Origin of the sequence: Rothia nasisuis (genome assembly GCF_928381405.1) — a bacterium.
GTDB classification, from domain to species: Bacteria; Actinomycetota; Actinomycetes; order Actinomycetales; family Micrococcaceae; genus Rothia; species Rothia nasisuis.
Genome location: NZ_CAKMSB010000018.1, coordinates 1 through 23,581 on the forward strand (window position 1 = coordinate 1; position 23,581 = coordinate 23,581).

Consider the following 23,581-nt stretch of genomic DNA (forward strand, 5'->3'; position numbering starts at 1 on the left):
TGAAAGCGGTTTTGAGGCTCTCTGCGTGGGTGAAGTTGAATTCAACATCGCTTTCAATGGCACCGAGGTTATGAGACATGGGGCAGGTCTTTCTGTGCTGGTAGGTGTTGTTGGTGTGTGAGTTTACCCTGGCTGTGGTGGGGCTTCTAGGTTTTTGGCTTAAAACAAGGTAAATTTTTTGCAGGTCTTAGACATAGATTCCCTCGATTAACGGGTGAAGGCCAGGCCCGTGTACGGGCCTGGCCTTCACCAGTTTCAGGGGAGGAACACGCGTTCGTTACCCCTCACAAACCTTAGTTGTTGTCGTCAGCTTCAGCTTCGGCAGCTGACTCGTAGTGTGACTTCTCGAAGCGCTCTTCAGCCTCAGCAACCAGCTTCTCAGCAAATGCGCGGTCTTCCCAGCCCTCGCCCTTAACCCACTTACCGGGCTCTAGATCCTTGTAGCGCTCGAAGAAGTGCTTGATTTCTTCCTTAAGCTGGTCAGCCACATCTGAGATATCCTGAATGTGGTCGTAGCGCTTATCAGCGGGAACGCAGAGCACCTTGTCGTCGCCGCCAGCCTCATCGGTCATGCGGAACACGCCGATAGGGCGGGATTCAATCAGAACGCCGGGAACAACGTCAACGTCGAGAATGACCATGGCATCAAGCGGGTCGCCGTCCTCGCCTAAGGTGTCTTCAAAGTAGCCGTAGGCGGTGGGGTACTGCATAGAGGTGAACAGTACGCGATCCAGGCGCAGGCGGCCGGTTTCGTGGTCAATTTCGTACTTGACGCGTGAACCACGGTTAATTTCAATAGTGACGTCGAGTTCCAAGGGGAGCCTCCTGGGTTGGTGGTAGGGGTGCCCGCGCTCAGCGCGAGTGGTTCGGCTTATCAGTCTAACCGAGAGCAGGCAGCCGATGCGCCTTTTACAGAGCAGGCGCGCAGGTGTCACTCCTATTACACGCCCTGATGTCACCCGCACTGGGCGCACCCGGTTAGGCTAGAGGGTAAGGACGTTCCCTCAGGCGAGGGCTAACAGCGTGGAGGACCATATGGCCAAGACTCGCGTGCGCCTTCTACTGGCGTGGGTAGTGACCGGCGTGCTGGCCCTAGGGTGCGCGGCGGCAGCCGCCTGGGCTGTGCCCACCTGGAATGAGGCCCAGAACCTACAACGGCAAGCTACTACGCCCACCCTAGATATGGCACCGACGCCAGCCCCGGGCACAGATGACGGCGCGCCTGTCAGCCCCGAAGACCTGGGGCCCGCCCTTGACGAGGTGCTTGATTCACTCGACCAGGGCACGGTCTCTGCCCAGGTGTTTGACGCGCACACCGGGGAGGTACTGTACTCCCGTGAAGCCTCTGCGAGCCGGGTGCCTGCGTCCAACATGAAACTGCTCGTGGACTACGCTGTGCTGGCTACCGCGCCGCACGCTCGCTTCTCCACGTCCGTGCGGCTCACCGACACTTCAACGCTGGCCCTGGTGGCAGGGGGCGACACCCTACTGGTGCCCGGTGAGTCGCAGCCCGGCGAGGTCATGGGGCACGCCGGTGTTGAAACCCTAGCCGAGCGCACTATCGCCGCCCTGGCCGAGCAAGGCAAGAGCGGTCAAGCCTTCACCGTCAACCTGGATACTACGATTTTTACGGGTAGCGACCTCAACCCTGATTGGGCGCAGGAAGATATTGACTCGGGCTTTATCTCCTCGATAACCCCGTTGGCCTTCTATTCACACTACTCCCCCGGCTCAGATGGGGCGGCGAGCACGTCGCGGCCCAAGAACGCCCCCAAGCAGGTTCAACAGACCTTGGTGGACGCCCTCAATCAGCTCGGTGCCGACCGGGGGCTAACCTTCACCACTGGCCAGCAGCTCACCGACCCCGCAGGTGGGAGCGAGCTGGCAAGGGTGGAGTCAGCAACGGCTGCCGAGCAGTCTGCGCTGATGATGCAGGAGTCTGACAACTCGCTGGCCGAGACCCTGGGGCGGAACCTCTCAGTTGCCCGCGGAGGCGCTGGCTCAACAGACGGTGCGATTACCGCTGTGCGCGAGACCCTGCAGGCTGGCGGCCTGCCTACCGACTACACCCAGGTTGATATCAGCGGGCTCTCCATGAACAACCGCGTCAGCAACGAGCTACTGACGGCCCTAGCCTTGCGCGCCGTCAACGGTAGCGCCGCCGAACGCTTGGCCCTCAACGGCCTTCCCGTGGCAGGTTACAGCGGCACCCTGGGCCTGGCAAGCCGCTTTAACGACGCCGACGAGTCCGCTGGCCGAGGCGTGGTCCGTGCCAAGACCGGCACCCTCAACTCCGTACTCTCACTCACCGGCTACACCGTCACTGACTCAGGGAGGCCGCTAGTTTTCTCAGTGATGTTGAATGATCTTGAGGACGCCGACGCCGCCAAAAACACGATTGACAGGTTCGCCGCCAGGCTCACCGACCGCTAAAGCGTCAGCTTTCTTGTTTCTCGTGCCTAGCGCGGGGCGACCCCGCCGTTAAAGCACCGGTGAGCCGGGAGGGGAGTCTAGCTCACCCACACTCCGCGAGACTCAGACCAGTTGATGGTGGTGCCTCCAGAGAAGGTGACACGCACAACGCCGTCCGCCCAGCGGGTCTCGTCAGTTACCGGGAACCCTAGCTTAGAGGGCCCGCCCAGGGCGTACCAGCGGGCAGAGATACTGCCGGATTCATTGACGGCGTATGCTCCTCCGGTGGAGGGGGTCCAGTAGACAGAGGTAATCGAGCCGTCTTTGACGAAGTCCTGCCGCACACTCCCCCAAAACTCGTATTCAGAGTTCATGGGGTAGCCCCAGCTGCCTTTTTCGTAGTTCTGGCGGGCGTAACGGGCACCGATAGCGCCCTTCCAGTAAACGGTGTGCGCCCCGTAGGCCGGGGTCCAGTAGATACTGCGAGCGTTGGAGAAATTCTGAATAACGCCCCCGTTGACCGAGGCGAATTCGCTACCGGTGGGCTGGCCGTATACGCTCACTCCACCGGTGGCCCGGAAGTAGTTTCCAATTGCACCGTTGAGGGGATAGGCAGTTGATACTTGGCCTGCAGCTTGAACGGTGACCGATGAAGAAATCGTAGAGACATAGTCGTTGGGGCCTTTGCCTGCCTCGTAGCGGTATATGCCCACGTTGCCGAGTACCCGCCAGGGCAGGGAGGCACCGTGGCCGTAGCAGAGACCGATACCGATGACGTTGGCTTCGGGAGCAAGGACGGCTGCGCGGTGCGGTGCCGAGCCCTTCCAGAAATTCATGAGCTGGCCCAGGTCGTCGTTGTAGGAGAGGGCGATGATTTCGCGTACAAAGCTGTAGCCCTGCACCTTGGAGTTGTAGATGAACTCGGTGCCGTGAGAGAAAGCACCAGCCTTGAACTGGCGAATGGCTTCGCTTTCCATCACGGAGGCAACGGTGGCTGAGTGCTTGACAGCACCGAGGCCGTTTTGGGCGCGGTAGGTGTTGATGAGGTTGAGCAGGGTTTGCTGGTCTGCTGCACGCTGGGCAGCTGAGACGGTGCGGATGTCTGACGACGCAGCGGTTGCAACGGTTGCGGCAGTGCCGAGTGCGAGGCTCGACAGGGCCAGGGCAGTGACCTGACGGCGAGTGGCTTTAACGGTGCCGGTAGGGCGGGTAAGGTTTTTCATCTAGGGCTCCTATTCTCGGGGGAGATTTTTCAGAGTGACAGTGAACGTATGAAATTTGCTGAACACAACTTTATAGAATCGTGACCTTATTTTTACCATTTCGTGACCTTTTTCGCGTCAGGCACCCAGAAGGAAACCTGAGGCCATTGACAGTCAAAAAATACCGATGCGCGCATTTATGCACACCAGATCAAACTTTTAAGACATCAAGCCTGCTATGCTCGCGCACTACTGTCAGATGAAGAAATCATCCTTAGCTCCGCGTGGCGTGAGCGGTATAAAGGTGCTTATTCAAAAGTGCCCTATGCTCCGGTTCGAATGTCCCACTTCTAGCCGGGACATTCGACAAGGAAGGTTATTCAAAGCTCCCTCCCGCAACCCAAAACACCAACACTTGACTTGAGCAGTCACCCTCTCCACCACCGATCAGCCTCACAGCCGAGTGTTCCATTTTTTGCCGAAAGTGCCAGTTAGAGCGGCACTTTCGGCACAAAGTGGCACTTTCAAAACTTTAGGCCTCAGCTCTTAAAATGTCAGCCACGCTTGCTAGCCTTGAACTCAGAGATTTCAGGAGGTCACCGTGTTCTTGATTGATACAAGCCCTGCGGCTCCACCGCACAGCCTAGAACTTGACCCTGCCGGCAAAACCCCGGTTTTCTCTGCCACTGACCTCATCACCTCTGCCCAGTGCCAGTTCGCTTTTCTCTATACGCTTGATCAGCTTCTGGGTCGTGTTCCCCAACTGAAGCGCAGAGAAGACCCCCAGCTCCAACGGGCAATCGCCCTGGGGCAGGCGCACGAAGCCCGCGTCCTTGCTGACCTCAAAGAACGTTACGGCCCCTGGAATGAAAAGGACGGGCGGGGCGTCTACGAGGTAGAACCGCCGCGGCACTACAGCCGGGTAGAACTAGAACACAAGCGAGAAGAGACGGTGGCCGCCCTCCGAGCGGGTGCGGACGTCGTCTTTCAAGCCAGCTTTTTCGATGGCAGTTTTCACGGGCGCGCGGACTTTCTCATCAAACAGAAGCAGGGCACCTACCGGGTGGTTGACACTAAGCTGGCCCGCACAGCTCGCGTGCCAGCCCTCCTACAGCTAGCCGCCTACGCTGATCAGCTGTCGCACGAAGGGATAAAGTGCGATCAACTAGTCTCTCTGGTGCTAGGTAACGGGGTGGAATCCCTGCACGAGCTAGCCACCATTGCACCCGTCTTCGACGTCAAGCGCCAGCGGCTACAGAACCTGCTCGCCAGCAGACGCCAGGCCGGCACTGAGCCTATCAGCTGGCTGTCTGCCCCGGGCGAGCGGGAGCCGGTGAGCAGGTGCGGACGCTGTGACACCTGCCAGCAGCTGGCAGCTAAACACCGCGACATGCTGCTCACAGCCGGGCTAACCGCCCGCGCTCGTCAAACCATCTACGAACGCTGCGGAGTGCAGACCATTGACGAGCTGGCTGCCCTGGCAGGCGACAGGGCCCTGCCCGGTCTGGTACGCCGCTACGCGAAGCAGGCAGCCCTACAGACCGGTGTGGCCGAGCCCGACGGCACAATCCAGCTTGGTGGGCCAGCTCAGACCGGCGGACAGGGCACCGGGCGGGGCCCTGAACAGGAATCCGAGCAGGCCCAGCAGGCTCTGTCTTATCAGCTCCTTCCCCGCCCAGCCCTGCGCGCCCTGCCGCGAGCCAGCGGGGGCGACATCTTCCTCGATTTACGCTCAGACGCGCTCTGGCGCGATGAGAAAGCCAAAGCCCCCGCTCAAGCCTGGGGCTTGACGTACACCCTGGGCACGGTCCACCTGCCCGATGAGCCGGGCGAAGAACCCACCTTCACCCACCTGTGGGCCCACAGCCGCGCTGAGGAGGAGCGGCTCATCAGCGATCTGATGGGGCTGATTCACCACCAGCGGCAGCTCTACCCCGGCCTCCGCGTCTACTACTTCGGCGGGGAAGTTCTGACGGCCCTGCAGGGGCTAGCCGTCACCCATGCCTCCGGCGAAGCCTACCTAACCGATTTACTGGGCGACGGCGTCCTAGTAGACCTCTCAGAAACGCTACGCCGCTCCCTACGCACAAACGTGGGCACCTCTGATGTGGCCGCCCTCGAACCCTTTATGAATCAGAACCTCCCCGAAGCACCCCACATACCGGCAACCGTCTACGCTGACCTGTGCCTGGCACGAGCCCAGGGTGAAACCGAACGTCTGGCCACCCTTGAAAGGGCGCTGGCGCAGAGCCTCTACCGAATGGGGCTCACGCTCCTCAATCTGCGTGCCTGGCTACTAAACCTCGCGGGTAGATCGGTCAACCAGGAGCTCACTACACCGGCCCCGCTGGCTGATATTAATGAGCTCATGGTGCTGGCGAACCGCGCTGAAGACGAGTCTGAGGCCGAGCGAACCCTCCAACAGTTTGTACAGGCTGTGGACGCTGGTGGGCAGCATGACGAGCGCAAGCAGGCGGTTGCCATGATTGCCACAGCCACGGGGTACCACCGCCGCGAGCGCCGCCAATTCTGGTGGGATCATTTCAACCGGCTGACCGCCCCGCTGGAGGACTGGGAAGATACCCGCGACGTACTGCTTTTAGGCCGGCTGACAGTGGTGGCTGACTGGCACAGGCCTGACCGCGCCAGATCACTTTCTCGTGTGCTAAGCGGGGTGGCGCGGCTAGCACCTGGCTCGTCGGTGACGGTGGGCGAATCTGGTCTTTTTGCCATGTACCAGCGCCCGTTGCCGCCCTTCCTTGAGCGGGAGGCCCGCAGGCAGGCGCTTACCTATGCCGCCCTGCACGAGGGCGTGTTACCTCTCGAAGCGGAGCGGGCCGGTGCTTTTAACACCGAGATTCTAGAGCTCGAGGAAATCCCCGAGCACCGGGCAGGGCAGCCCTACCTGGTGCGGGTGACGCTCAGGGAGTCGCTACGCACCTTCGATCGTGAACCGGCCGAACCTTACCACCAGCTCCCCCTGGCAATCACGCCGGGTAGCCCTATTCCTACCCGTGCTCAAGAGCAGGCTCTCGCGGAGCTGGCCCTGCGTACGGCCCGTAGCCTTCCCGAGCTGCCAGCGTCTGCGGGTACTGACCTGCTCCAGCGCGTCCCACCCCGGCTGACTGGTGGCGGGGTTCTGCCCCGCCCTGAGGACTTCGTTGAAACCCACGGCTCTCTGGCTACCGTGCAGGCTATTTACGCGGCAGTGAGTCAGCTTGACCGCTCCTATGTGGCGGTACAGGGCCCACCCGGGTCGGGTAAAACCTTTGTAGGGTCACACGTAATTGGCCGCCTGGTGGCAGACGGGTGGAAGGTTGGTATCGTGGCCCAGTCGCACGCTGTGGTGGAGAATATGCTGAGCGGCTGCATGCTGAACGGCGGGGTCGACCCCGGCCAGGTTGCTAAGGGTAAAGGTAAGAGCCAGACCCCGAATTTTCCCTGGCGCGAGGTGACTCACCACGATGTTTGGCGTTTTCTCCAGGAGCCGGGCGGGCGCGTCTTCGGTGGTACTGCCTGGGATTTTGCGGCAGAAAGCAAATTCCGTTATGAAGGCCTAGATCTGCTGGTAATCGACGAGGCCGGGCAGTACTCCCTGGCTAATACTCTGGCGGTAGCCAGGGCGGCAAAGAACCTGCTGCTCCTGGGCGACCCGGCCCAGCTTCCTCAGGTCACGCAGGGCACTCACCCTCACCCGGTAGACGAGTCTGCCCTAGGCTGGCTCTCGGCAGGGCGAACCGTGCTCCCCGAAAAATTCGGTTATTTTCTGGCCGTCACCTGGCGCATGCACCCGCAGCTCTGTGGGCCGGTCTCACAGCTCTCTTACGAGGGTAAACTAGCCTCTGCCCCCGCCGGCGCTGAGCGGCAGCTACAGGGGTGGGCGCCCGGTGTCTACCTACGCGAACTTGAGCACACCGGCAATTCCACCCGCTCCCCTGAAGAGGCAGCTGAGGTGGTCGCTGTAGCCCGCCGACTACTTGGGCATTCCTGGGTTCCGCACCTCTCAGCGCCCGAGCAGGCAGCGCCACTGGAACCCTCCGATATTATCGTAGTGGCAGCCTACAACGCCCAGGTAGAGACGATTCGTGAGGCCCTCTACGAGGCCGGTTTGGCAAACGCGGACGGTGGTGTGCGTGTGGGCACGGTCGATAAGTTTCAGGGGCAGGAGGCACCGGTGGTGATTCTTTCTATGGCTGCTTCCCGGGCCGGTGACAGCCCTCGCGGCACTGACTTTCTGCTCTCCCCCAACCGTCTGAACGTGGCCCTCTCCCGAGGTCAGTGGGCGGCGGTGATTATCTGCTCCACCCGCTTCACCGACTTTTTACCCACCAGCCCAGAAACGCTCACCCTACTCGGCTCCTTTATCCGCCTAACCCGCGCCGCCCTGCCCTTCCCCCAGCAGCCGGGCGCGGGCGTCCTCCCCGCCCACATGACCCACATGAGAGGGAACTGATATGCCGTTGACACCTACCCACCGCAGGCGCACACCCTACCTCTTCCATTTTGATGGGCAAACGGTAGCCCTGGGTGAAGCTGACTACCTACACCGAATCAACGACCGGCTGACCGAGGCTGGCTACATCACCCGCCCCACTTACTGGGATCAGGTCTACCTAGCTGATGAGAATGCCTCCTACCCGGAGCAATTGGGCGGACCCGCCGGTCATATGAGCGAAATCGGGGAGCCCGACCAGCTCAATAGCGTGGGGGTAACCTGCGGTTCAGTGGAGTTCTGGTCAGCCATGTATGCCCGCAGCTTTGAGCACGCCCCCTGGAGCGGTGAGGGTGATACCCTCTACATGCCGCAGCTCCCCGATTGGCTTGACGGTGCCCGCTCCTGGGTTTTCGACCCAATCGCCCCTATCGAAGGCCCGGGGGAGCCTGACCCGGCGGGCGGCTGGGTGCGAGTGCGCGAAACCGAAGGGGCGGGCCAGCCCCTGGGTCTCTTTCAGCTCACCAGCCCCGATTACGTCTGGGTCTTTGGGTCTGCGGCTGACCTCCAGCAGGTCACCCGGCTAGCCCACGACCTGGGCAGAGATTTGGCTGGTTTTGACCAGGCCTGCGGTTACCTGGGCTATGATCTGACCTGCAGCAGCATCCGACTGCCCGTCAAGTGTGCCCTACCCTTGCAGGAGCACCTTTTTCTTGCGGGTGTGGACGTAGAGACCCTCCTCTGGGGAGAGAGCTAGGTACCCGCGCACGGTCTAGGGCATACTGATAAACATGTTTGTACTGACCTTTATCGCCCGCAGTGCGCGGGCTGACCTGACCGCCCTCGAACAGCGCCTGGAGCAGCTTCACCCGGCCGTCGCCTTCACGCGCACTTACCCGGACGAGCTCCAGGGAGCTTTCGGAACCGGTGCGGACGCCCTGGCAGCCGCCCTGCTCGGGGCTCGTTTTGCGGAGTTTTGGGTCGGCATCGGAGCTGGCGAACTGGTGCGGCCGCGCTTCGCAGCGGCCCTGGGGGTGGTTTCTACCCCGGAATGCTCTGGCCCGGCGCTGAGCCTCTCGCGGTCAGCAGTGGAACAGGCTCAAACCGGGGCACCGCCGCGCGGTATCTGCGTTCACGCTACCGGTCAGGGAGTGCGAGCCGAGCAGGTGACCGGCCTGCTGCGCCTGCTCTACCGGGTAGCAGCAGCCCGCACCGAAGCTGAGTGGCGGGTACTCGACCTGCTGGTGCCGGGCGTCCGCGGCCAGCAAAAGGCGGTCGCCCAGGCGCTGGGCATTACCTCGCAGGCGGTCAGCAAGACCCTGGTGCGCTCCTACTGGCATGAAGAAGTCGCCTCGCGGGAGCTGGTCGCCCGGCTACTCAACGAGCTTGTCTACGGCACGGTTTAGGCTACCCTACAGGGGCCGGGCTCCCCTAGTGAAGCAGTAACGAAATCACCAGAATCACCGGCATAGCGCCTAGGGTGGTCAGGAGAACGATGTCGCGGGCAAGCGTGGTTGCCACGTTATAGCGCACCGCGTAGTTGTACATGTTCTGGGCGCTGGGGAGCGCCGCAAGAATAGTGGCCGCAAAGACGTCCTGGTCACTCAGGTCAAAGACGAACCGGGCGAGCAGGTAGGCGATAAGGGGCATCAGCACGTTCTTGAAAAGTGCAGCCAGCACGGTCTCCAGGCGCTGCCCGGGAGTATCAAGCAGGGCGGAGCCGCGCAGAGACATACCGAAGGCCGCCAGAATCAGGGGCACACCGGCGCCACCCAGAATACGGAAGGGCTCCATGACAACATCGGGTACCGGTAGGTTAAACACATTGACCAGCAGGCCTAAGGCTGACCCGATAATGAGCGGGTTCTTGACCGGCTGAACAGCCACAGTTTTCAGTGACACCGCACCGTGCGAAATCGCATCAAGAATCGAAAGCACAATGGGTGCCGCAATGAGCAGTTGAAAAAGCAGAATGGGTGCCACCTGGGCTGCGTCCCCCACAATATAGGTAGCCACAGGCAGGCCCATATTATTGGCATTGATGTAGCCGCTGGCTGCGGCCCCTACGGTGACGGCACCGGCGTCCTTCTTCAACACAAACCGAGCAAGCAGGGCAAACAGCAGGGCCACCACAGCGAAGCTGATGACGGCGACGGGCAGGCGGCCAGAGAAAATCACGTGCAGGTCGGCCCCGGCCATGGTGACGAACATGAGTGGGGGCAGGGCCACAAAGAAAGCAAAGCGATTGAGTGAGAGCGCAGAGCCTGGCGGCAGAACATCGAGCCTGGCTACCAGGTAGCCCACCCCCACCACTACGGCGATGATGGTGAACCCTTCGAGCACTCCGAGCACTGCCGCCTTCTTTCTGTTGTAGGTGTAGAACCCTGCGCCTACGATCTTATCTGACAGGCGGTAGACCTGTTCGCTGAAACCAGCAGATAGATGCGTTCGGCTACAGGGCGTACCAGCGGGTTTTTGAGCAGGGACGCGGCAACCCGCACGGGCATGTGTCGGCTAGTCGCCAGCGCGAGAGCAACAGCAATCGCCCCGTAGGCAACCTGCCCACTGGCTGTGATAAAGGGAATTTGCCGCGCGAAGCGTTCGGGGTCAACGCCGTGCTCCAGGAGCCGGTCGTACTCCCCTGCTTGAACGCGTGCACCCAGCCCCAGGCGTCCTAGTAAGCGTGCCGCCTGTTGGCAGATGCCGCAGTCAGGGTCATAGAGCAGCAGGCCGGAGCCGTTAGGGTCTGCGAGCGATGCGGGGGTGCGCTGGGATGAAAGCATGGGTGGTATTCCAGACGGGGTAGGGAGACAGTGGGCAGACAGAACTGAGGCTTATTCACAAGGGGTCAGGCGCGACCCAGGCTGGCAGCGACGCCGCTGGCTCGGATGGAGTGACCGGTTGAGCAGATGAGCACCAGTTCCCACCCACAGGCAAAAGAAACTGAGGGCCTGTAGTGAGCATGAGCCTAGGGCACCCTAAAAACGAACTTGTGAATACAGTCCATCGTTTAGAGGAGTTCTTCCAGAATCGGCACCACGCCGTCCTCGTAGACGGAGCCGGTGATGTCGGTAGCAAGTTCGGCAACCTCGGGCAGGGCCTGCCCCATCGCCACGCCGCGCGCCGCCCAGTGAATCATCTCTTTATCGTTGAGCCCGTCGCCTATAGCGATGGTGTGGCGGGGGTCAACGTGCAGTTTGCGGCGAATTTGTTCTAGGGCGGTGGCCTTAGAGACACCGTGGGCTGCCACGTCGAGCCAGGCGCTCCAGCCGACCGCGTAGTTGACCCCGTGCAGGCCTGAGTCGTAGATGGCGCGTTTGAAATCTTCGGGGGTGTCGGTCGGCGAACATACCACCACGCGCACAGCAGAGTTCATGGCAGCCATCTCGGTGCGACTGGTCTTGACCGTGTTCACGCCGAAGGACCAGTCCTCAAAGTTGTCGGTAGCGTAGACGGTGCCGTCCGGTGTTTCTAGGGCCAGGGAGGCCTGCGGTAGCTTGGCTTTGAGTAGCTTGATCGCGGTGGAGGGGTCAAAGCTGACCTTGTCAATGATGCGGTAGCCGGCCTCAAGGGCAGGGTCGATGCTGAGGGTCACCGCTCCGTTCGAGCTGACCGCGTAGCCGCGCGTCAGACCAATCATCTCAACGATGGGCAGGGTGGCGCCCAGCGAACGTCCGGTGGAAATCACCACGTGGTGGCCTGCGTCTACGACCCGCCCGGCAGCCTTTTTGACGGCCTCGCTCATGGCGCCGTCGTGGTTGACCAGGGTGCCGTCAACGTCGATGGCGATGAGGTACTTGGCGCCGGGCTCTTTGGACCAGGTGGAGCGGCGGCGGGGCAGGGTTTGCATGTTTTGTATTTCTGAAATCATCTGTCTTCCTTGTGTTTCTTGTAGACCAGACTATACAAAAGCTGGGTGAAGCGCAGGTAACCACTGTATGGACCGCTGGGTGTGGGAGGGGTCAGGACGCTGCTGCCCGTCGGGTGCGGGCAGCAGCAAGGACGCCGTGGTGCGGGGCAAAAAGATAGGCCAGACCAAAGAAGGCCCCCAGGGCAAGAACAACCGCTCCACCTGCTGAAACATCCAGCAGGTAGCCGACGAAAAAGCCGACCAGGGCCGCAGCCACAGACACTGCGCATGAAAGGAGCAGCATGGTTGCAAATCGGTCAGTGAGCAGGCGGGCAGTAGCACCGGGTATGACCAGCAGGGCAACCACCAGCACCACCCCCACGATTTGTAGGGCGAGCACCGAGGTCAGCGCCAGGGCCACCAGCAGAAGCCCCGAAAGAAAGCGCGGCGAGAGGCCAATGGCGTGCGTATAGCCGGGGTCAAAGGCGTAAAGCACCAGGTCACGGCGCTTAAGCAGGAGCACAGCAATGACCAGCAGAGCCAGGGCTACAATCTGCCACACATCGCCCCAGGAGACCCCCAGTACGTTACCGAAGATTACCGAATGCAGATCCACCTGAGAGGGGAAGGCTGAGAGCAGCACCAGCCCGACGGCGAACATAACGGTGAAGACAATGCCGATGGCGGCGTCCTCCCGCACCCTGCCCCGGGATGCCACCGAGCCGATGAGGGCGACCGCCACCAGGGCGGCAATCAGGGCACCCACAGCAAAGGGGGCACCCAGAATATAGGCCAGGGCCACGCCGGGTAGTACAGCGTGCGAGATACCGTCGCCCATGAGCGACCACCCCATGAGTACCAGCCAGCAGGAAAGCAGGGCACAGACCAGGGCCGCCAGCACGGTTACCAGCAGGCCGCGCTGCATAAAACCGTAGGTGAGCGGTTCGATGAAAAGTTCGTACATCAGTTCTCCCCTGTCAGCGGGTTCATGCCAAAGGCTCGCACGATGTTCTCTGGAGCTAGCACCGTGGCCGGTTCACCAGCCAGGAGCACCCGGTTACGCAGTAGGACGGCGGTGTCTGCCAGCTCTGCCAGGTTGGCCAGGTCGTGGGTTGAGATGAGAATTCCGGCCCCGTTATCGCGCAGTTCTTTGAAGAGATCGATAAGCATGGTTTCGCTTGTCTTATCAACCCCGGCGAAAGGTTCATCGAGCAGCAGCAGGCGGGCTTCTTGGGCCAGACCGCGGGCCACGAAGGCACGTTTACGCTGGCCGCCTGAGAGGTTGCCAATTTGCCGGTGGGCTAGGTCGGCCAGGCCAACCCGCTCGAGGGCTCCGCTCACTGCGGCCCGGTCGGCGGCACCGAGCCGCCGGGTGAGGCCGAGGCGGCCGTAACGTCCTTGGGCCACCAGGTCATAGACCGATACGGGGAAGGAGAAATCTATTTCTTCTTTCTGCGGCACGTAGCTGACCAGCCCCTGTTTGCGGGCCGCGCGCGGGCTCTGCCCGGCAAGCAGCACCCGCCCACGGGCCGGGACCACACCCATGACGGCTTTGAAGAGGGTGGATTTACCTGAGCCATTCATGCCCACCAGCCCGCATATTTGCCCACTCTCAACGGTCAAGGCCGCCCGGTTCAGCGCCCGCACGAGCCCTGTTCCAGGTGCCCCGTAGGTGACAGTGACGTCGGTCAGTTCAAGCAGAGGTGTGGGCACGATTTACTCCTCTTCCGGGGCGGTTTCTGCACTCAGAGCCTCTGCGATGAGGGCGGTGTCGTGGCGAATCAAATCTAGGTAGGTGGGCACCGGCCCACCTGCCGCTGAGAGCGAGTCAACGTAGAGGGCCCCAGCGTATCTGACCCCGGTGTCTGTAGCGATTTGTTCCATGGTGCGGGCAGGCACAGTAGATTCGCAGAAGACCGCAGGAACCCCAGAGGTGCGCACCCGGTCGCTCAGTTCCATCATGCGGCGGGCCCCGGTTTCGCCATCTGAGTTGACGGCCCAGAGGTAGGCCTCGCTGAGACCGGCGTCGGCGGCCAGGTAGGAGAAGGCTCCTTCGCAGGTGACCAGTAGACGCTGGTGATTGGGCAGGTGGACGAGAGAATCGACCAGTTCAGCGTGGAGGGTAGCTAGTTCCAGCTTGTAGGCTGCCGCGTTAGCCAGGTAGTCAGCTGCGTGCGCGGGGTCTAGCTGGCTGAGAGCAGCGGCGATGTTATCCACGTAGGTTTGGGCGGCCAGGGGGCTCATCCAGGCGTGGGGATTGGGGTGGCCGGCCCCCTCCCCTTCGGTGATGCTGATTGGCTCGATTCCTTCGGTGACGGTCACCGCAGGGGCGTCTGAATCTTGGAGGAACTGCCCCAGCCAGCTCTCCAGGTTGAGGCCGTTGGCCAGTATCAGATCAGCGTCCGCGGCCTTACGCACATCTGAGGGGGTGGGCTCGTAGCTGTGGATCTCGGCTCCCGCCTTGGTCAGGGATTCGACCTGCACGTGCTCACCGCCTACGGTCTGGGTCATGTCGGCTAGCACGGTGAAGGTGGCGAGCACCAGGGGCTTACCGGGCGTGCCCGCGCTGGTGGCGGCGTCCGGCTCAGCCCCCGGCGGGGCGCAGGCTGAAAGGACGCCCGCCACCAGCACCAGCACACTGGCCAGCAGGGCACGGGTACGGTTGAGCATGGGAGCTCCCTTCCTAAGTCAGGCTTAAAAGCAGAAGGTACCATCTAAGTCGGTTATACCCACGAACTAGGCGGTCTTTTCCAAGTCAGATGGTACCTTTGGTCTACTCAGCTACGGGGATGACCTCAAGGCCGCCCATGTAGGGGCGCAGGGCCTCGGGGACGCGCACGGAGCCGTCCGCCTGCTGGTGGGTTTCAAGGATCGCGACCAGCCAGCGGGTGGTTGCCAGGGTGCCGTTGAGGGTGGCGACGGTGCGGGTGCCGCCCTTTTTGGCCTTGCCGTCTGCGGTAACGGTGTCAGGCATGCGCTCACGGACGTTCAGGCGGCGGGCCTGGTAGGTGGTGCAGTTGGAGGTTGAGGTCAGCTCACGGAAGGCACCCTGGGTGGGTACCCAGGCTTCGCAGTCGAACTTGCGGGCGGCGGACGAGCCCAGGTCGCCCGCGGCGGTGTCAATCACGCGGTAGGAGAGCTCACACTTGGCCAGCATCTCTTCTTCCCAGGCCAGCATCTTGGCGTGCATGTCTTCTGCCTGCTCAACGGGACAGTAGACGAACATTTCGGCCTTGTTGAACTGGTGCACGCGGATAATGCCGCGGGTGTCTTTACCGGCGGAGCCGGCTTCGCGGCGGTAGCAGGAGGACCAGCCCAGGTACTTGACGGGGCCGTTCTTAAAGTCGATGATTTCGTCGGCGTGGTAGCCGGCGATAGCGACCTCAGAGGTACCGACCAGGTAGAGGTCGTCGCGCTCGAGGCGGTAGATTTCGTCGTCGTGCTCTACGTTGAAGCCGGTGCCGTTCATGGTTTCGGGGCGCACCAGGGTGGGAGTGGTGAGCATGGTGAAGCCGTTGGCGGTGGCCTGGTCAAGGGCCATCCACATGAGGGCCTGCTCCAGGCGGGCTACGTGGCCCTTGAGGAAGTAGAAGCGGGAGCCGGAGACCTTAGCGCCGCGCACCATGTCGATACCGTCCACCAGTTCGCCGATTTCTAGGTGGTCGCGGGGTTCGAAACCATCGGCTTCGAAGTTGCGGGGCTCGCCCACCTGCTTAATAACCACGTAGTCGTCTTCGCCGCCGGCGGGGATTCCGTCGATAATCAGGTTGCCGACGCCAGAAACCAGTTCTTCCTGGCGGGCGGCAGCGGCGTCAGCGGCAGCCTTGGCCTCTGAGACCTTCTGCGAGAGTTCCTTAACCTCAGCGAGCAGGGCCTGCTTTTCTTCCGGAGCAGCCTTGCCGATTTTCTTGGAAAAGACGTTCTGCTCAGCACGCAACTTCTCGAACTCGGTGATGGAGGTGCGGCGGGTGGCGTCCGCTTCGAGAATCTGGTCGATGACGTTTTCGTCGGCGCCGCGAGCGCGCTGTGAGGCGCGGAAAGCGTGGGGGTTTCCACGCAGGAGGTTAATGTCAATCATGCCTCTAAATTTACCGTAGTTGCGGCCTTGATGACAGGCAGGCACCGCCGGGAGCCGGTGGTGCCCAGGTCTAAGCTATCGACTGTGAGAAGGGCCGCTTTACCTCAGCAGAACAAAGTATTCTTCAGTATGCTGGTGATATGGATGCTCGCACTACTCTTTATTCGTCTCTTGCTATCTCAGCAGCGCTTGCTGGTGCCGGTGCTGTGTTTGTGGTTCAAAGGGGGCGGCGGGCACGGCCCGATCTCTTCCCTGCCTACCGACCGCTCCATCGCATGCTGGAGCCAGGTGACCCCCAGCAGGTGGCAGTGGTTTACAACCCCACCAAGGATCGCGCCGAGTCGGTCATTGCTATGATTACCTCCGATTTGGGTACGGCCAATTGGCCTAAGGCCCGTTTCTACGAGACTGAGGCCGATGATCCCGGGTTTGGTATGGCACAGCGGGCCCTTGAAGAGGGTGCGCAGATTGTGCTGGCTGTGGGCGGTGATGGAACGGTGCGGGCGGTGGCTAGCGCGCTTGAAGGCACGGACGTTCCGCTTGGCGTTGTGCCCCTAGGTACCGGCAATCTGCTGGCGCGTAATCTCGATATGGATGTGAGCGACCTGCATGCCTGCATTAATATGGCCCTGCACGGGGAGCGCCGCGCTATCGACATGATCCGCATGGAAATGCAGGGTGAGCAGGGCCTGGACCCGGTCAACTTTGTGGTCATGGGTGGTGCCGGTTTCGACGCGCAGATTATGACTGATACCAAAGAAGATTTGAAGGCTCGTATTGGCTGGTTGGCTTATGTAGAAGCCAGCACCCGGCACATGTTCACTCGGCGTCGCTCGGCCATTATCACAGTCGATGAGGGTGCCCCGATTCACCGTAAAATTCGGGCTGTGCTGGTGGCAAACACTGGAAAAATTCAGGGCGGGGTGAATCTGGCTTCAACTGCCGAGCTGTCTGACGGGCAGCTTGAGGTGATTGTGTTGACTCCCCGTAACCTGGGCAGCTGGCTGCGCCTGACGGCTCAGTTCATCATACGCCCTGCCCGCCCGCGCTACCCTGTGGTGGAGCACTTTGTGGGTAAGGACGTCCACGTGCGTTTTCCTGGTGCCCGGTTGCCTGTTGAGGTAGACGGTGACGTGCTGGGGGAGGTCACAGATTTCTACGCCCAGGTGCGCCCGGGGGCTGTGCTGGTTAATGTCTACCCGGAAGATATGCAGATTCGTTCTCTGAGCGACCTGATTGATGCTCGTGACGATATTGCTCAGCAGCACCGCCGCTGGTGGCAGAGGCTCTTGCGGCTCTAGATATGGTGCTTGAGTGCCTCGGGTCAGGGAACTGCACCTTATCTCCTATGGGTACTGGTATTTTATCCAGGGTTAGCGGTTTAGAATCTCTCTCGCATCTGCCCCTCCCACCGGGGCAGGAGGGTAACCCAAGGCAGCAGAGCGAAAAAATTTACGGCGCACTTATCATTATTGCCAAGATTCTTGAAACCGTATCCCCTGGTTCAGCCTGGGCAAGTAGAACTGCTTCTCTTGTCGATTCAGCGCTATCCGCAGTACCTTTCCTTACTGCCCAGGAGATGGGATTTCCGGATGATTGGAAACACCACCAGATATGGGGCTTAGAAGAGTCTTAGTTGTGTTTTCAGGGACCAGAGACTCCCTTATAGGTAGACCCACATTTAGATGTTGTGTTTGAGGCTTTCGGGCCGCCCACCGGGGAAGAGGGTTTCTACCCAGTCGCGGGCAGCATTGAAGGACTTTTCGTCATGCATGGGGTCTACCGCTGCCAGGCGCTTGTCGGCCCGAGGGTAGGAGCCCAGGTAGAGCACCCCGGGTGAGACCCGGTGAATACCGCGCAGGGCGTCACGCACACGGGCATCGTGGAGGTGGCCGTCAATGTCGACGGAGAAGAAATAGGAGCCCAAGAATTCGCCGGTAGGGCGGGATTCGATACGGGAGAGGTTAATGCCGCGTGTGGAAAACTGTTCAAGCAATTCAAGGAGTGCGCCAGGGCGGTCTTGGGGTAGCGGAATAACCAGAGTTGTTTTATCTGCACCAGTGGGAGCTGGCGTTTCAGCATCGCGGGCGACGAGCACGAACCGGGTCACAGCCTTCTTATTGTCACCGATATTGTGGGCCAGCACCTGCAGCTCGGGGTGGGCTTGGGCTACGGCGGGTGAGCAGATAGCGGCCTCGTAGCCGGGGTTTTCGCTCAGCAGGCCCAGAGCCGCCCCCGCGGTGGACGCCCCAGGCAGGTAGTCAGCGTCCGGCTTGTTCTCTGTCACCCAGCGGCGCACCTGGGCCCAGGCGTGGGTGTGCGTTGAAATGGTTTTGATGCTTTCCAGGGTCGTGCCGGGGCGGGCTACCAGCACGAAGGTGATGGGTACGAGCACTTCGCGGACGATGCGTAGAGAACCATCGAGTGAGGCAATAGCATCGAGGGTAGCGGTCACACCACCTTCAACAGAGTTTTCGATGGGCACCATGGCGGCGTCGGCGCTCCTCTCGCGCAGGGCGTCCAGGGCTGCGGGCACAGAGGTAGCGGGGATGCGTTCTGCGTCGGGGGCACCGGGTACGGTGAGGAGGGCTGCTTCGGTGAAGGTTCCGGACGGGCCGAGGTAGGTGTAGCGCATAGGGTCTAGTCTAGTGGGTGAAAACCACGGCCCGCCGACCTGGTGCTGCTGCCCCTTGAGCCGTGTTCTGCTCGTCATATTTGCAACATACGAGATGCACCGCTAACTTGTCTGCTTATACTGGCTCCCAAAGCACACTTAATGCTGAGGAGTACGCCATGAGCACCGAAGCCGCACCCAAGATGTCATTTATAGATAAAGCCCTCAACAGCATTGAGAAAATCGGCAATAAGCTACCAGAGCCGTTTACGCTCTTTACTCTACTTTTTCTAGTCACTGCTCTAGCCTCATCACTGATGGCCTGGAACAACGTCATCATTGAGGTTCCTGGTGCAGAAGCGCCCCTTGCAATCAAGGGCTTCTTTACGGCAGAGGGGCTCACCTGGTTTACTACCGCCCTGGGTGAAAACTACATCGGCTTTCCGCCCTTGCTAACAGTAGTCACAATTTTGTTGGCAATCGGTATCGCTGAAAAGTCAGGTTTCCTTGCTGCGGCAATTCGTTTCAGCATTGGCGGAGCGCCTCGCTGGGTTCTGCCGTATGCAGTTGGTTTTATCGGGGTCGTCGGCTCAATTATGGCTGATTCGGTCTTTCTCGTCATCCCTCCACTGGCCGCCCTTGCCTTTAAAGCCGCAGGACGCCACCCCCTGGCGGGTCTGCTCGGTGGTTTTGCTGCTGCGGGCGCGGGCTACTCCACCAACGTTCTACCTACTTCACTGGATGCGCTGTTTGCTGGTATTACCAATTCTGTAATTCCCTCCGTCCCTGCGCTGGCAGAAACTGCCGCTGAAGTCTCCCCCATTTCGAATTACTACTTCAACATCGTCTCGGCAATTATCCTTGCCCTGGTTGCAGGCTTTGTAATCGATAGGGTACTTGAGCCGCGTATCGTCCGCGACAAAATTTCGACCGAAGAAATTGAGGGTGATGAACAGGCTGATGACCCTAATCCTTCTACTCGGATACAACGCACCATTGCGCAGGAGCAGCTCCCACCAACCCAGCCTAACAAGGTGGTAGACAGTAGCACCGGAGCGCTCTCAAATCGAGAAAAGAAGGCACTTGCGTGGGGTACAATCGCCTTCTTCCTCGTGGGTGTGGCGGTACTGATTGCCTGCCTTATTCCTGACTCACCGTGGCGCAACGAGGAAGGCGGCTTCTTGCCGAAGTCACCGCTCCTTTCGTCTATTGTCTTCATTATTTTCCTCTTCTTCTCGGTGAGCGGTTATGTCTATGGTCGCCTTGCTGGCAGCATACGCGGTTATAGGGACGTTCCAACGCTCATGGGCGAGGCCCTCAAAGATATGGTGGGCTTTTTGGTTCTGGCCTTTGTACTGAGTCAGTTCATCGCTCTCTTTAACTGGAGCGGCTTAGGTTCATGGATTGCTGTCAGCGGCGCAACAGTTCTTGAAAATGCAGGGCTGACGGGATTCCCCGTCATCGTTATATTTATTATCCTCTGCTCGATTCTGAACCTTTTCATCATCTCTGGTTCAGGTATGTGGACGCTCATGGCTGCGGTCTTCGTTCCGATGTTTGGCATCCTCGGGTTTGAGCCAGCCTTTATCCAGGGGGCCTTCCGTGTGGGCGACTCTGCAACCCAAATTGTCACCCCGATGAACCCCTACCTCTTTCTTGTTCTCGCAATGGTCCGAAAGTACGAGCCCAAGGCAGGTTTAGGAACCATGATGGCTCGTCTTCTGCCCTTTGTATTTACCTTCTGGCTGGCCTGGCTAGCGGTGCTTTTTATCTTCTACACCTTCAACCTGCCCATGGGTCCTGGTGCTGGCATCATGATTGGAGAATAAAGATCATTGAGCAGCGTGACTCTCACAGCCAATGCCCCGTACCCATGCCGACCATTACGCTTCCCAGCCCAATAAGGAGTTTCCCCCGTGACTTATCTGCCTGCCTCGCTCACCCTCTCTCCGTCCGATGAACAACATCTGCTCGACGAGTACAAGGCATACCATGCTTCACCTGAGCTCAGCCTGCAAGAGTTTGAGACCACCAGAAAGATTAGAGAACGCGCTGAAAACCTGGTGCTTGGAGAGGGAGTAACCCGCGAGATTGTACCCATTGGTGAAACCGGAACCGTGGTTATTCTACGCAATGGTGAGGGCCCAACGGTGGCCTACCGAGCCGATATTGACGGGCTACCTGTGACTGAGCAGACGGGTCTCCCCTACGCCTCCACGGTAACGGGCACCTGGGAGGGGGAAACTGTTGGTGTGATGCATGCCTGTGGCCACGATACTCACATCGCGATGGGCCTTAAGACTATGGATCTCTTCGCTCGCGATGGTAGTGACTGGTCAGGAACCATCGAGTTCATCTTCCAGCCTGCTGAAGAGGGTAAGGACGGCGCTAAGCTTATGGTTTCGCAGGGGCTCTGGGAGACCGTTCCGGTGCCAAGCGTTATGTATGGGCAACATGTTTTTACGGAGCCTGTAGGCAGGGTCATTGTCACGCATGGCCCGGCCACTGCCGCTGTTGACTCGTTACGCATCAAGCTCTTTGGGAGGGGCGGGCACGGCTCTCAACCCCAAGACACCATTGATCCTGTTGTTTTGGCTGCTTACCTAGTGGTGCGTTTACAGTCAGTAGTGGCGCGTGAGGTACCTCCAAAGGAGTCGGCGGTAGTCACTGTCGGTTCTTTGCAGGCTGGCAAGAAGGAGAACATTATTCCTGCTACCGCAGAACTACGCACCAGTATTCGTACTTTCAATCCAGATGTTCGTACCCGCGTTATACACGCTGTAGAGCGTATGGCACGAGCAGAATCGCTGGCCTCTGGTGCTGAAGAACCTGAGATTGAGAACTACCACTATTCGAGCTCAGTAGTAAACGATGAGACAGTCTCAGCTGACTTAGCGCAGGTGTTTGCTGCTGAGCTGGGTGAGGAGAACGTCACCTATGATCCTGATTTTTCAATCATGGGTTCAGAAGATTTTGGAGAGCTAGGGGACGCAGCAGGAATCCCCTATTCGTTCTGGATTCTCGGTGGCATGAGTCAAGAGCAGCTTGCTGCGGAACCGATAGCATCTAACCATTCCCCTTTCTTTGCCCCTCAACCAGAACCGACCTTGCAGGTAGGCGTGCGGGCAGCTACTAGCGCGCTGTACTCACAGGTAAAACGGTAGGTTGTACGGGTTTTGGGGTTTACTTATAAGGGGATTATTCAAAAGTAATTAGGCGACCCAGGCTCGCAGCGAAGTTGCTGGGCTCCATCAAGCGCGAACCTGGGGAGCTGTGATGAAAGGGCTTTTGAATAAGCCTCCATGAGGGGCAGTCTTTCTGCTCTTTTGTGAGGGCAGGGAACTACGCAAGTAGTTTTGCTAGCCCTTGATGGGTTGCTCGTCGGTCAGATCACCGTCGTAGGTTGCCATGTTGAGGCTTTGGTTTTGCCTGCACCTGCCGCCAGTAGCTGTGCCGCGGTTAACTGGCTCTTTGAAGTAGATGTCAGACACCATGCCGGCATTCATGATGGGTCGTTTCCAGCTGTAATCAAGCCCGAAGGCTTGAGCCATATGCCCATAGTTGTTGAGTTCAGCAAAACGCACGTAGGTCTTCAGGCTTACCGAGGTTCCAGCCTTAATACTGGAAAAGTTAACTCTCAGTTCGGCACCAACCTGGTTGCTATCGTAGGCCGCAAATATTTTCTCGTTTTCTTTATGGTTGATAGCGTACCCGGAGTAAGCACCGCTGGGAAGGGTAGCTGACTGAGATGTTGCTGCGTCCCTAATCTGACCAATTTGCCCAGCGTGCCAGGTGGCGCTGGTAAAGGTAGCATCACCGTTGACGGTGTATTCGTAGCCTTGCCCGTTTGCAAAGCTCCTATCGATCACATTGGCAACTCGGCCTTCAACAGAACCTTCTGTGGTGTAGAAGGTGCCGCTAATGTAGACCCTGAAGAGCACGCTCTCGATGTCTCGAACGGCAGTGTAGGTGAAGGTGACTTCGTAGCCGGGGTTTTCAGACCAGGTGCTTTTACCATCGCCGTTGAGGTAAACCGTGACCCCGTTATGGTAGGGCTCCACTTTATTCGATTCGGCCCCGATGAGAGTGTATGTTACCCCCGATACAGCGACCGCATCGTTCTGGCACAGTGCAGAGGCAGCGTATGTGGGCACCTGCGAGGTGGCTATGATTGCAGGAGCAGCCCACGCGGCTCCCTTAGCCAGCGAACGTCGCGACACAGTCTTCATAGGTTTTTTCTTTCTCTCATCGGTTGCGAGTTCCACGGGCAGACGCGGTACAACTGATTGTTTGAGCTGTCTGTTCTCTTAGCATCGAAGATAAGCGCCTCCCTTGTTAAGAAGCTCGGGTAGCCCGGGGGGGTGTCTTCTCTGGCAGGCTTACGCGCAGAAGAACTCCAGCAGTGCAACGGCCTGCTCACAATATTCAGGGCTCAGGTTACCACAAATAAGCCTACAAAATCCGTTGTGTTTCCCAGTATTACCCACCGAGCGCGCATCTTTTGTCACAATTACACCCCACAGCCCAGCATCCTACCCCGTCTACCACCCCTAAGGGGTTATAGCGCGACCCGTGACCCTGGGTACATGCAGTAGTCGGCGTGCTGCACTCGCAGGTGGAGCGGGAGCGGCCGACGGGGCAGGATTGGCCGGGGCAAAATCAGGTGGGGCTCTACCTGAGGGCTGTCTCGCTTTGATTTGTTATTCACGCCACTTAGTATTGTTCTCATGTCAGCACCGTTCACTAAACCCCAGCCCGTGCTCAATACAGAGCTCCTGAGATCTGGCGCTAAATCCTCTACGGCTCCGCGTATTATGGGCGTCTGGCTGGCAGCAAATCTAGTGGTCACAACCCTGCTCACGGATTCATGCTTGGCCTTCCGGCAGTTGGTGCGTGGGCGCTGGGATCGTTGACGGCTTGGGTGTTTGCCTACCGTTGGGAATCTCCGCTGGGGGCAACACTCACCTCGTTTCTTGTGACTTCTGTGATTTAT

Annotated in this window: 18 protein-coding genes; 7 read left to right on the top strand and 11 right to left on the bottom strand. The window is 59.7% G+C overall.

Annotated features, from left to right (window positions below; all coding sequences use genetic code 11):
• Positions 1 to 293: 293 nt before the first annotated feature.
• Positions 294 to 815: an inorganic diphosphatase gene (locus tag L6966_RS11155; protein WP_083090909.1), complete on the bottom strand. Its 522-nt coding sequence runs from the start codon at positions 813 to 815 to the stop codon at positions 294 to 296.
• Positions 816 to 1,035: 220 nt separating this feature from the next.
• Here L6966_RS11155 and dacB point away from each other — a divergent pair, with 220 nt between their 5' ends.
• A complete protein-coding gene (gene dacB, locus L6966_RS11160) occupies positions 1,036 to 2,433 on the top strand; it encodes a D-alanyl-D-alanine carboxypeptidase/D-alanyl-D-alanine endopeptidase (protein ID WP_237225209.1) in 1,398 nt (465 codons plus the stop codon).
• Between the two features lie 77 nt (positions 2,434 to 2,510).
• On the opposite strand, the gene L6966_RS11165 is transcribed toward dacB, so the two are convergent.
• A complete protein-coding gene (locus L6966_RS11165; protein WP_237225208.1) occupies positions 2,511 to 3,635 on the bottom strand; it encodes a CAP domain-containing protein in 1,125 nt (374 codons plus the stop codon).
• Between the two features lie 580 nt (positions 3,636 to 4,215).
• On the opposite strand from L6966_RS11165, the gene L6966_RS11170 reads away from it, so the two are divergent.
• From L6966_RS11170 to L6966_RS11180, 3 genes are read left to right on the top strand one after another with little or no spacing between them, the layout of a single operon-like run.
• Positions 4,216 to 8,067 (top strand): AAA domain-containing protein, encoded by a 3,852-nt coding sequence (locus tag L6966_RS11170; protein WP_237225207.1) that lies wholly within the window; start codon positions 4,216 to 4,218, stop codon positions 8,065 to 8,067.
• 1 nt (position 8,068) lies between these two features.
• Positions 8,069 to 8,803, top strand: a complete 735-nt coding sequence (locus L6966_RS11175) for a hypothetical protein (RefSeq protein WP_237225206.1) — start codon at positions 8,069 to 8,071, stop codon at positions 8,801 to 8,803.
• A gap of 34 nt (positions 8,804 to 8,837) precedes the next feature.
• On the top strand, positions 8,838 to 9,452 hold the full coding sequence (locus L6966_RS11180; RefSeq protein WP_237225205.1) for a recombinase RecJ: 615 nt from the start codon (positions 8,838 to 8,840) through the stop codon (positions 9,450 to 9,452).
• 25 nt (positions 9,453 to 9,477) lie between these two features.
• Here the strand turns inward: L6966_RS11180 and L6966_RS11185 are convergent, their stop codons facing one another.
• From L6966_RS11185 to serS, 7 genes are all read right to left on the bottom strand, one after another.
• Positions 9,478 to 10,398, bottom strand: a complete 921-nt coding sequence (locus tag L6966_RS11185; protein ID WP_083090904.1) for an AEC family transporter — start codon at positions 10,396 to 10,398, stop codon at positions 9,478 to 9,480.
• Between the two features lie 38 nt (positions 10,399 to 10,436).
• Positions 10,437 to 10,829: a thiol-disulfide oxidoreductase DCC family protein gene (locus tag L6966_RS11190; protein WP_237225204.1), complete on the bottom strand. Its 393-nt coding sequence runs from the start codon at positions 10,827 to 10,829 to the stop codon at positions 10,437 to 10,439.
• Between the two features lie 227 nt (positions 10,830 to 11,056).
• Positions 11,057 to 11,917, bottom strand: coding sequence for an HAD family hydrolase (locus L6966_RS11195; protein WP_237225203.1), 861 nt, complete (start codon positions 11,915 to 11,917; stop codon positions 11,057 to 11,059).
• Positions 11,918 to 12,008: 91 nt separating this feature from the next.
• A complete protein-coding gene (locus L6966_RS11200; RefSeq protein WP_083090902.1) occupies positions 12,009 to 12,860 on the bottom strand; it encodes a metal ABC transporter permease in 852 nt (283 codons plus the stop codon).
• Positions 12,860 to 13,609, bottom strand: coding sequence for a metal ABC transporter ATP-binding protein (locus L6966_RS11205; RefSeq protein WP_419721897.1), 750 nt, complete (start codon positions 13,607 to 13,609; stop codon positions 12,860 to 12,862). Before L6966_RS11205 ends, L6966_RS11200 begins: the two co-directional genes overlap by 1 nt.
• Positions 13,610 to 13,612: 3 nt before the next feature.
• Positions 13,613 to 14,566 carry a metal ABC transporter substrate-binding protein gene (locus L6966_RS11210; RefSeq protein WP_237225202.1) on the bottom strand — a complete coding sequence of 318 codons (954 nt, stop codon included), beginning with the start codon at positions 14,564 to 14,566 and terminating at the stop codon, positions 13,613 to 13,615.
• 103 nt (positions 14,567 to 14,669) lie between these two features.
• On the bottom strand, positions 14,670 to 15,974 hold the full coding sequence (serS, locus tag L6966_RS11215) for a serine--tRNA ligase (protein ID WP_237225201.1): 1,305 nt from the start codon (positions 15,972 to 15,974) through the stop codon (positions 14,670 to 14,672).
• A 140-nt stretch (positions 15,975 to 16,114) separates the two neighbouring features.
• On the opposite strand from serS, the gene L6966_RS11220 reads away from it, so the two are divergent.
• Positions 16,115 to 17,275 (top strand): diacylglycerol/lipid kinase family protein, encoded by a 1,161-nt coding sequence (locus L6966_RS11220; RefSeq protein WP_237225200.1) that lies wholly within the window; start codon positions 16,115 to 16,117, stop codon positions 17,273 to 17,275.
• A gap of 380 nt (positions 17,276 to 17,655) precedes the next feature.
• Here the strand turns inward: L6966_RS11220 and pheA are convergent, their stop codons facing one another.
• Positions 17,656 to 18,609 carry a prephenate dehydratase gene (gene pheA / locus L6966_RS11225; protein WP_237233394.1) on the bottom strand — a complete coding sequence of 318 codons (954 nt, stop codon included), beginning with the start codon at positions 18,607 to 18,609 and terminating at the stop codon, positions 17,656 to 17,658.
• 158 nt (positions 18,610 to 18,767) lie between these two features.
• Here pheA and L6966_RS11230 point away from each other — a divergent pair, with 158 nt between their 5' ends.
• Both L6966_RS11230 and L6966_RS11235 read left to right on the top strand, forming a co-directional pair.
• Positions 18,768 to 20,417 carry an AbgT family transporter gene (locus L6966_RS11230; RefSeq protein ID WP_237233395.1) on the top strand — a complete coding sequence of 550 codons (1,650 nt, stop codon included), beginning with the start codon at positions 18,768 to 18,770 and terminating at the stop codon, positions 20,415 to 20,417.
• 87 nt (positions 20,418 to 20,504) lie between these two features.
• Positions 20,505 to 21,752 carry an amidohydrolase gene (locus L6966_RS11235; RefSeq protein WP_237233396.1) on the top strand — a complete coding sequence of 416 codons (1,248 nt, stop codon included), beginning with the start codon at positions 20,505 to 20,507 and terminating at the stop codon, positions 21,750 to 21,752.
• Between the two features lie 195 nt (positions 21,753 to 21,947).
• Here L6966_RS11235 and L6966_RS11240 read toward each other — a convergent pair whose 3' ends face one another.
• Complete coding sequence (locus tag L6966_RS11240) at positions 21,948 to 22,817, bottom strand: hypothetical protein (protein WP_237233397.1); 870 nt, start codon at positions 22,815 to 22,817, stop codon at positions 21,948 to 21,950.
• Positions 22,818 to 23,581 lie beyond the last annotated feature (764 nt).

Coding starts and splice junctions, on each gene's coding strand:
- L6966_RS11190 (WP_237225204.1), bottom strand. CDS start 10,829: ATGCTTTCATCCCAGCGCACCCCCGCATCGCTCGCAGACCCTAACGGC.
- serS (WP_237225201.1), bottom strand. CDS start 15,974: ATGATTGACATTAACCTCCTGCGTGGAAACCCCCACGCTTTCCGCGCC.
- L6966_RS11165 (WP_237225208.1), bottom strand. CDS start 3,635: ATGAAAAACCTTACCCGCCCTACCGGCACCGTTAAAGCCACTCGCCGT.
- pheA (WP_237233394.1), bottom strand. CDS start 18,609: ATGCGCTACACCTACCTCGGCCCGTCCGGAACCTTCACCGAAGCAGCC.
- L6966_RS11230 (WP_237233395.1), top strand. CDS start 18,768: ATGAGCACCGAAGCCGCACCCAAGATGTCATTTATAGATAAAGCCCTC.
- L6966_RS11240 (WP_237233397.1), bottom strand. CDS start 22,817: ATGAAGACTGTGTCGCGACGTTCGCTGGCTAAGGGAGCCGCGTGGGCT.
- L6966_RS11180 (WP_237225205.1), top strand. CDS start 8,838: ATGTTTGTACTGACCTTTATCGCCCGCAGTGCGCGGGCTGACCTGACC.
- L6966_RS11200 (WP_083090902.1), bottom strand. CDS start 12,860: ATGTACGAACTTTTCATCGAACCGCTCACCTACGGTTTTATGCAGCGC.
- dacB (WP_237225209.1), top strand. CDS start 1,036: ATGGCCAAGACTCGCGTGCGCCTTCTACTGGCGTGGGTAGTGACCGGC.
- L6966_RS11210 (WP_237225202.1), bottom strand. CDS start 14,566: ATGCTCAACCGTACCCGTGCCCTGCTGGCCAGTGTGCTGGTGCTGGTG.
- L6966_RS11175 (WP_237225206.1), top strand. CDS start 8,069: ATGCCGTTGACACCTACCCACCGCAGGCGCACACCCTACCTCTTCCAT.
- L6966_RS11220 (WP_237225200.1), top strand. CDS start 16,115: ATGGATGCTCGCACTACTCTTTATTCGTCTCTTGCTATCTCAGCAGCG.
- L6966_RS11195 (WP_237225203.1), bottom strand. CDS start 11,917: ATGATTTCAGAAATACAAAACATGCAAACCCTGCCCCGCCGCCGCTCC.